The following is a 7,480-nucleotide window of genomic DNA, read 5'->3' on the forward strand; positions in this document are numbered from 1 at the left end:
CGCCGTAGCGGTCGACGGCGAGGGACTCGGCAGCGCCGCGGGCGCGCCGCAGGTGTAGGCGGGCGGCCTCGCGGTGGCCGAGCCGGTCGTAGTCGGCGGCCAGGTTCAGGTGCAGCGAGGGGTAGAGGGCGCGGGCGGCGAGTGTACCCTCGGGCCGATCGGCGGGCCGGTCCCCGGACCGGTCCTCCGTGAGTTCCTCGGCCGCCGACAACGCCCGCAGGTCCCAGGCCAGTTCGTCCCCCGGGTCGTCCTGGGTGTCGGCCAGGTAGTGGGCCAGGGTGCAGCGGTGCAGCGGGTCGCCGTGCTCGCCGATCTCCGCCCACAGGCCGAGGAAGCGGTGGCGGGCCTCCTCGCGGTCGCCCGCGTGGTGCAGCATGGCGACCTGCCCGATCCGCGTCAGCACGGCGTCCGACGCCGCCTGCTCCTGTCCCTTGGCCACCGCGTCCTCCGTGCCCGTCGTCGGCTGTCCCCGACGACGCTAACCGCACATACCGGTAATCCCGGTCAGGTGGCCCGTGACGCGCGCGGCCGGTCGGTGGCCGACCGGCCGGGTCGCCGGCTCAGCCCGGGCTCGGGACGGTCCAGTCGATCGGCTCGTGGCCCTGCTTCGCGACCGCCTCGTTGATCTGCGTGAACGGACGGGAGCCGAAGAACTTCTTCGCCGACAGCGGCGAGGGGTGCGCGCCCTTGACCACCACGTGCCGCGTCTCGTCGATCAGCGGCAGCTTCTTCTGCGCGTAGTTGCCCCACAGCACGAACACGGCCGGGTCGGGCCGGGTCGCCACCGCGCGGATCACCGCGTCGGTGAACAGCTCCCAGCCGCGGGCCTTGTGCGAGTTCGCCTCGCCGGCCCGGACCGTGAGCACCGCGTTGAGCAGCAGGACGCCCTGCTCCGCCCACGGCATCAGATAGCCGCTGTCCGGGATCGGGGTGCCCAGCTCCGCGTGCATCTCCTTGTAGATGTTCCGCAAGGACGGCGGCACCCTCACACCGGGCCGGACCGAGAAGCACAGCCCGTGGCCCTGCCCCTCGCCGTGGTACGGGTCCTGCCCGAGGACCAGCACCTTCACCCGGTCGTACGGCGTGGCCTCCAGCGCGGCGAAGACCTCCTCGCGCGGGGGGTAGACGGGGCCCTTCGCCCGCTCCTCCTCGACGAACTCCGTCAGCTCCTTGAAGTAGGGCTTCTGCAGTTCGTCGCCCAGCACCTCGCGCCAGGACTCGGGCAGCATGGCGGTGTCGGTCACGTCAACTTCCTTACGGTGTGCGGTCGCTTCCGGTCCTGAAGAACCTACCGGCGACCACTGACAACGGGCGCGCCCGCCCGCGCGTACCGGCGCCTACCAGCTGGTCTTCCGGTACAGCTGCCACATCATCATGATCGTCGAGGGGTCCATGGCCCGCTCCGCGCCCGAGATGTCCGTGCTGGCGGCCACGTACTGCTTGCCCTGCCACAGCGGCAGCAGCCGGGCGTCGTTCACCAGGATCTGCTGGGCCCGCTCGAACTCCTTCTCCACGTTGGCGCGGTCGCTCTCCCGGCGTGAGCGCGGCAGCAGCTCGCCGGTGATCTCCGGAGCGAGGTAGGGCGTACCGAGGGCGTTCTGCTTGCCGACGAAGGGCGCGATGAAGTTCTCCGCGTCCGGGAAGTCGGGGGACCAGCCGCGCCCGAACACCGGGTACTCACCCTTCTGGTAGCCCTCGACGTACGTCTTCCACGGGCGGTTCTCGAGGGTGACCGTGAACAGTTCGGAGGCTTCGAGCTGGCGCTTGATCTCCTTGAACTCCTGCGCCGTCTCGGAGCCGTAGCGGTCGCTGGTGTACCAGAGGGTGAGCGGGACGGGCTCGGTGATGCCCGCGTCGGTGAGGATCTCGCGGGCCTTGGGGACGCTGGGGTCGCCGTAGTCGTCGAAGAAGCCCGTGGTGTGGCCGGTCAGGCCCTTGGGGACCATCGAGTACAGCGGGTCGACGGTGTCCTGGTAGATCTTGTGGGCGATCGCGGCCCGGTCGATCACCTGGGCGATGGCCTGGCGCACTTCCTTCTTGCCCGCCCACGGGTCCGCGGGGTTGAAGACGAGGTAGCGGATCTCCGTCCCGCTGCCCTCGACCAGCTGGAGGTCCTCGTCCTTGCTGGTCCTGCCCTGCAGCGTGATGACGTCGTCGGCCGCGAGACCGCGGTAGGTGACCTGGATCTCCCCGTCGCGCAGCGCCTTCACCATGCCGGCGGAGTCCTTGAAGTAGCGGACGGTGACCGCGTCGTTGTGGCGGTCGGCGAAGCCCTTGTAGCGGCCGTTGCGGACGAGTTCGGCCCGCTCGCCGTCCTCGTACGACTCGAGTGTGTACGGGCCGGAGCCGACGACCTCGCCGTCCTCGCGCAGGGCGTCGGCCGGGTAGCCGCCGGGTTCGACGATCGACATGGCGGGCGTGGCGAGCACGAACGGGAAGGTGGCGTCGGGCTTGTTGAGGTGGAAGACCACCTCGCGCTCGCTCGGCGCCTGGACCCGGTCGAGGCTGCCCAGCAGACCGGCGGGACCGCCGTTGACGTTGATGTCCTTGATGCGGTCGATCGAGTGCTTGACGGCCTGGGCGTCCAGCGCGTCCCCGTTGGAGAAGGTCAGACCCTCGCGCAGCTCGCAGCGGTACACCTGGTTCGTGGAATCGCTGAACGCGCACTGCTCGGCGGCGTCGGGCTCCGGCGTGGTCGCACCGTTGGGATAGCTGAGCAGCGTCTGGTAGATGTTGCGGAACAGCTCCCACGAACCGTCCCACGAAGCGGCCGGATCCAGCGTGCTGGGCGCGCTGGTCGTCCCCACCACGATCGGCCCCTCGTCCTCCGAACCGTCGGACGACAGGATGCCGCAGCCGGTTGCCAGCGACGATATGGACACGATGGCCGCCACCCGCCGCAGGCCTCGGTTCCGGTTGAACACGCGCACGCTCCTCGATCTGCCGTACCAAGGGTCGGCAGACCATACCGCAGTGCCACGCCACCTGAACCCCCTTCTGAACAGGGGTTTTGATCATTTGGCGATGACTACGTTGTCATCTCCTCCGTGGTCTCGAAACGCGGACACGGGCGCCGTTTTCGTCAACGGCGCCCGTGTCCGGGATCGATCTCGGGGGTCGGCGACAGCCGATATCAGGCCACGCCGGCGTTCAGGAAGATGCCGCCGTCGACGACGAGCGTCTGACCGGTGACCCAGGCGGACTGCTCCGAGGTGAGGAACGCGGTGGCGCCGCCGATGTCGGAGGGCACGCCGAGCCGGCCCAGCGGGTAGGCCGCGGCCGCCTCCTCCTCGCGGCCCTCGTACAGGGCGGCGGCGAACTTGGTCTTCACGACGGCCGGGGCGATCGCGTTCACCCGCACTCCTGGCGCGAACTCGTGCGCCAGCTGTGCCGTGAGGTTGATCAGCGCGGCCTTGCTGACGCCGTAGGCGGCGATGAAGGGCGAGGGCGACAGGCCCGCGACGGAGGCGATGTTGACGATCGCCCCGCCGTTGTCCTTCTGCCAGGCGTGCCAGGTGCGCTGGGCGAAGCCGAGCGCCGAGACCACGTTGGTCTCGAAGACCTTGCGCGCGACGTTCAGATCGAGGTCGGCGATCGGCCCGAACACCGGGTTGGTACCGGCGTTGTTCACCAGGAAGTCGACGCGGCCGAAGGCCTCCATCGTGCGCTCGACGGCGACGGCCTGGTGGGCCTCGTCGTGCGCCTTGCCGGCGACGCCGATGACCCGGTCGGAGCCGAGCTTGTCGACGGCCTCCTTCAGGGCGTCCTCGCTGCGACCGGTGATACAGACGCGGTCACCGCGCGCGACGAGCGCCTCGGCGACGCCGTAGCCGATGCCGCGGCTGGCGCCGGTGACGAGCGCGACCTTGCCGGAGAGGCCGGGAAGTTCAGTCATGTCAGTGGTCCCTAGTCCCAGTGTTTACCTAGTGTCCGTGTCACCTAGTCGAGCGGTCCGCCGGCCACGTACAGCACCTGGCCGGAGACGAAGCCGGCCGCCTCGCCGGTGAAGAAGGCGATGGCGTTGGCGATGTCGTCGGGCTCGCCGACGCGCGCGACGGGGATCTGAGTGGCGGCGGCGGCCTTGAAGTCGTCGAAGCCCATGCCGACGCGGTCGGCGGTGGCCTTGGTCATCTCGGTGGCGATGAAGCCGGGGGCGACGGAGTTGGCGGTGACGCCGAATTTGCCGAGTTCCTTGGCGAGGGTCTTGGTGAAGCCCTGCAGACCGGCCTTGGCGGCGGAGTAGTTGACCTGGCCGCGGTTGCCGAGCGCGGAGGACGAGGACAGGTTGACGATGCGACCGAAGCCGGCGTCCACCATGTGCTTCTGGCAGGCCTTCGACATCAGGAAGGCGCCGCGCAGGTGGACGTTCATGACGGTGTCCCAGTCGGAGGCGCTCATCTTGAACAGCAGGTTGTCGCGCAGCACGCCCGCGTTGTTGACGAGGATCGTCGGCGCGCCCAGCTCCTCGGCGATCCGGGCGATGGCCGCCTCGACCTGCGCCTCGTCGGAGACGTCGCAGCCGACCGCGATCGCCTTGCCGCCGGCCGCGCCGATCTTCTCGACGGTGTCCTTGCAGGCCGCCTCGTCGAGGTCGATGACGGCGACGGCACGGCCCTCGGCGGCCAGTCGTACGGCGGTGGCGGCGCCGATACCGCGCGCGGCTCCGGTGACTACGGCGACCCGCTGCTCAGTGGTGGACATTGCTGCTTCTCCTCGTCCTGGGGATGCGGCCCATGCGGAGCGCTGCGGGGCGCCCGGTGGTGAGCGACCGCTTAGTACCTTCCGCAGACGTGACGCTAGAAGCCCTGGCACCCGGTGTCAACGGGACACTGGGCCGGTGTGATCCATTACCTGGGCCCCCGGGTGCGCCGTCACGCCCGGCCCACCCGATCGGCCCAGCGCTGCGGGCCCCCGCGCCATCGGCGCCCTAGCGTCGTAGCGCGAGCCATTCGTGGCCGGAAAAGGAGGCGTCCATGCGCCGTCGTACCGGTGCCGCAGGCATAGCCGTCGCGATCGCCGCGATCGTGCCGCTGGCCCACCCCGCACACCCCCAGGACCCGGACTCCTGGAATCTCACCCGCCAGAAGGCGTACCGGCCCGTCATCGACAGCGGACCGGTCGACCCGGACCCGTTCGCCCCTGACTCCCTCGCTCCGGGCGCACTCGCCGAAGACCCGTCCGACGGGAGCCGACCCGACGGGAGCGGAGTCGACGGCGACGGAACCGGCGGCGACGGAACCGGCGGAAACGCGGCTGACGAAGGCCGGCTCGACGAGGGCGCCCTCGACGCGGGCCGACTCGACGAGTACCGGCCCGACGGGGGCGGAATCGGCGAAGGCGGATTCGACGAGGGGGAGTTCGACCCGGCTCGCCCCGATCAGGGCGGGAACGGCCAGGACGGCGGCCAGAACGTCGGCCAGGGCGGCGTCGACCAGAGCCGACCCGACGAGAACCGGCCCGACCAGGGCGGCTTCGACGCCGCCCGGCAGACGGACGGGGGCGCGGCCGGCGGGGCACCGCCGAAGCGGGACTCCGGCCCGACCATCTCCGCGACCTCCATGCCGCGTCCCGCTCCGACCACACCGGCCCCGGTCACGACCACGCCGGTTCCCTCCGCATCCCCCACCGTCGCGCCGACGCGCGGCACGCAGGGCGGGCTTGGCGGCGCCTCGGGCATCGGGCCGAGCAGTTGGGACATCGGGATCGGAGTGAGCTGCGTGGCGGGCGCCGCACTGGCCACGGCCTACGTGCTCAGGCGCCGCCGACACGTCTGAGGCGAGGAGTACGGGGCGCGGCTACCGCACCAGCAGGTCGAGCAGCCGTTCCGCCTCGGCCGCCGGATCGGCCGTGAGGCCGGTGTGGACGGGGCCGGGCTGGACGATCGTGGAGCGGGGGGCGATGAGCCACCGGAAGCGGCGGCCGGGATCATCACCGGCCGCCTGGCCCGCCGCGTCCCCGCCGCTGCACACGCCCTCGGCGGCACGCAGGGCGGCGTGCACGCCCGGCAGATCGACGTCCGGGTCGAGGGCAAGCAACCTGCGCTCGTCGAGGTGGGTGCGGGCGCCCACGTAGGACTTGGCCCGGCAGTACACGAGCACCCCGGCGTTGACGCGCTCCCCGCGCTCGACGCGGGGTACGACGCGCAGCAGCGCGTACTCGAAGACGTGGCGGTCGCTCACCGGTCCCCCCGGATGCGGTCGTGGATCGTGACGGCCCGCGCGAGCAGGGGGCGGGCGTAGGCGCGCCGGAGGTCGTCGGGCGCGGCGAAGCCGGGTTCGTCCAGCAGCCAGACGTCCGGGATCTCGGCGGTGACCTCGGCGAGGAGTTCCTCGGTGACCAGGGGAGCGAGCGCGGCGGCGGCCGAGCGGACGTCCGGCGCGAAGCGCGCGAGGGCGTGGTCGCGGGCGTCGTAGGGGCGGGCGGCGGAGGTCTCGGCGCCGGGCCAGTTGTGGTGCCAGATCATGGTCGCGCCGTGGTCGACGAGCCACACCTCGCCCCGCCACCTCAGCAGGTTGGGGTTGCGCCAGGACCGGTCGACGTTGTTCACCAGCGCGTCGAACCACACGATCCGCCCGGCCTCCTCCGGGCTCACCTCGAACGCGAGCGGGTCGAACCCGAGCGCGCCGGAGAGGAAGTCCATGCCGAGGTTGGTGCCGCCGCTGGACTTGAGCAGTTCCTGCACCTGTTGGTCGGGCTCACCGAGCCCCAGCACCGGATCGAGGTCGACCGTCACAAGACGCGGCACCCGGAAGCCCAGCCGGCGGGCGAGTTCACCGCAGACCACCTCGGCGACGAGTGTCTTGCGTCCCTGCCCCGCGCCGGTGAACTTCAGGACGTACGTCCCGAGGTCGTCGGCCTCGACGAGTCCCGGCAGTGAACCACCCTCGCGCAGGGGTGTGATGTAGCGCGTCGCGGTGACCTCTTTCAACACTCTTGCGGGCCATCCGTCTCTTCAGCCTTGTGGGTACGACAACAGCCGATGGGGGTCACGGCAGCGGATATGGCCCGCCGACGGCCCTTCTGGTCTCCCTGCCTCCCCAGCAGTCCGTCGACGGCCGTCCGCCCCTCGCACCCGGCCTCGGCCATTGAGGCGAGTATAGTAACCGAGGGTGACCGTCGGCGAGGACGCCCCAGCCAGCGCACTCCCGGACCGGGCCGGCCATGACTTCGGAGGGTCAGGCTCGGTCATCGCTGTCCCGGCCTCTTGCGAGACGGGGAGGGGCGGCCGAGACGCCGGCCCCTCCCGTTCCACCGCGCTTTCTCCGCGAGCGGCGCCCGGCCGACAGCGAAACGACAGCCGTGTTTTACGCCCGCCCGACCGCCGGCACGACAGCATCACGGCACGGTCTGAACAGCACGTGCCCCGGGGCCGTACCTCTCGGCAGATCATCAGGCTTCCACCCCGGAAGGGAACCCCAGCATGACCAGCGCATCGTTTCACCCCGCAGCGGGACCGGCTCGTCGTACCGTCGTGGCGGCG

General features: G+C 71.1%; 8 protein-coding genes. 1 reads left to right on the forward strand and 7 read right to left on the reverse strand.

Annotated elements, in window-relative coordinates; translation table 11 throughout:
- From EBH09_RS05140 to fabG, 5 genes are all read right to left on the reverse strand, one after another.
- Nucleotides 1-439 (reverse strand): hypothetical protein (locus EBH09_RS05140; RefSeq protein WP_121745776.1); only part of this gene is annotated, 439 nt, incomplete at its 3' end.
- A gap of 121 nt (nt 440-560) precedes the next feature.
- Complete coding sequence (ung, locus tag EBH09_RS05145; protein ID WP_121745777.1) at nt 561-1,244, reverse strand: uracil-DNA glycosylase; 684 nt, start codon at nt 1,242-1,244, stop codon at nt 561-563.
- Between the two features lie 93 nt (nt 1,245-1,337).
- Nucleotides 1,338-2,924 (reverse strand): ABC transporter substrate-binding protein, encoded by a 1,587-nt coding sequence (locus EBH09_RS05150; protein WP_193776114.1) that lies wholly within the window; start codon nt 2,922-2,924, stop codon nt 1,338-1,340.
- A 209-nt stretch (nt 2,925-3,133) separates the two neighbouring features.
- Nucleotides 3,134-3,895, reverse strand: a complete 762-nt coding sequence (locus tag EBH09_RS05155) for an SDR family oxidoreductase (RefSeq protein WP_121745779.1) — start codon at nt 3,893-3,895, stop codon at nt 3,134-3,136.
- Between the two features lie 44 nt (nt 3,896-3,939).
- The gene (fabG, locus tag EBH09_RS05160; protein WP_121745780.1) at nt 3,940-4,701 is read right to left on the reverse strand and encodes a 3-oxoacyl-ACP reductase FabG; all 762 of its coding nucleotides are present in this window, start codon (nt 4,699-4,701) and stop codon (nt 3,940-3,942) included.
- A 272-nt stretch (nt 4,702-4,973) separates the two neighbouring features.
- Here fabG and EBH09_RS05165 point away from each other — a divergent pair, with 272 nt between their 5' ends.
- Nucleotides 4,974-5,774 (forward strand): hypothetical protein, encoded by an 801-nt coding sequence (locus EBH09_RS05165; protein WP_121745781.1) that lies wholly within the window; start codon nt 4,974-4,976, stop codon nt 5,772-5,774.
- Nucleotides 5,775-5,795: 21 nt separating this feature from the next.
- Here the strand turns inward: EBH09_RS05165 and EBH09_RS05170 are convergent, their stop codons facing one another.
- Both EBH09_RS05170 and EBH09_RS05175 read right to left on the reverse strand, forming a co-directional pair.
- Complete coding sequence (locus EBH09_RS05170) at nt 5,796-6,179, reverse strand: DUF3037 domain-containing protein (RefSeq protein WP_121745782.1); 384 nt, start codon at nt 6,177-6,179, stop codon at nt 5,796-5,798.
- On the reverse strand, nt 6,176-6,931 hold the full coding sequence (locus tag EBH09_RS05175; RefSeq protein WP_121745783.1) for a HipA family kinase: 756 nt from the start codon (nt 6,929-6,931) through the stop codon (nt 6,176-6,178). The genes EBH09_RS05170 and EBH09_RS05175 overlap by 4 nt, the downstream gene beginning before the upstream one ends.
- Between the last annotated feature and the right edge of the window lie 549 nt (nt 6,932-7,480).

Source organism: Streptomyces sp. E2N166 (assembly GCF_003671715.1).
GTDB classification, from domain to species: Bacteria; Actinomycetota; Actinomycetes; order Streptomycetales; family Streptomycetaceae; genus Streptomyces; species Streptomyces thinghirensis.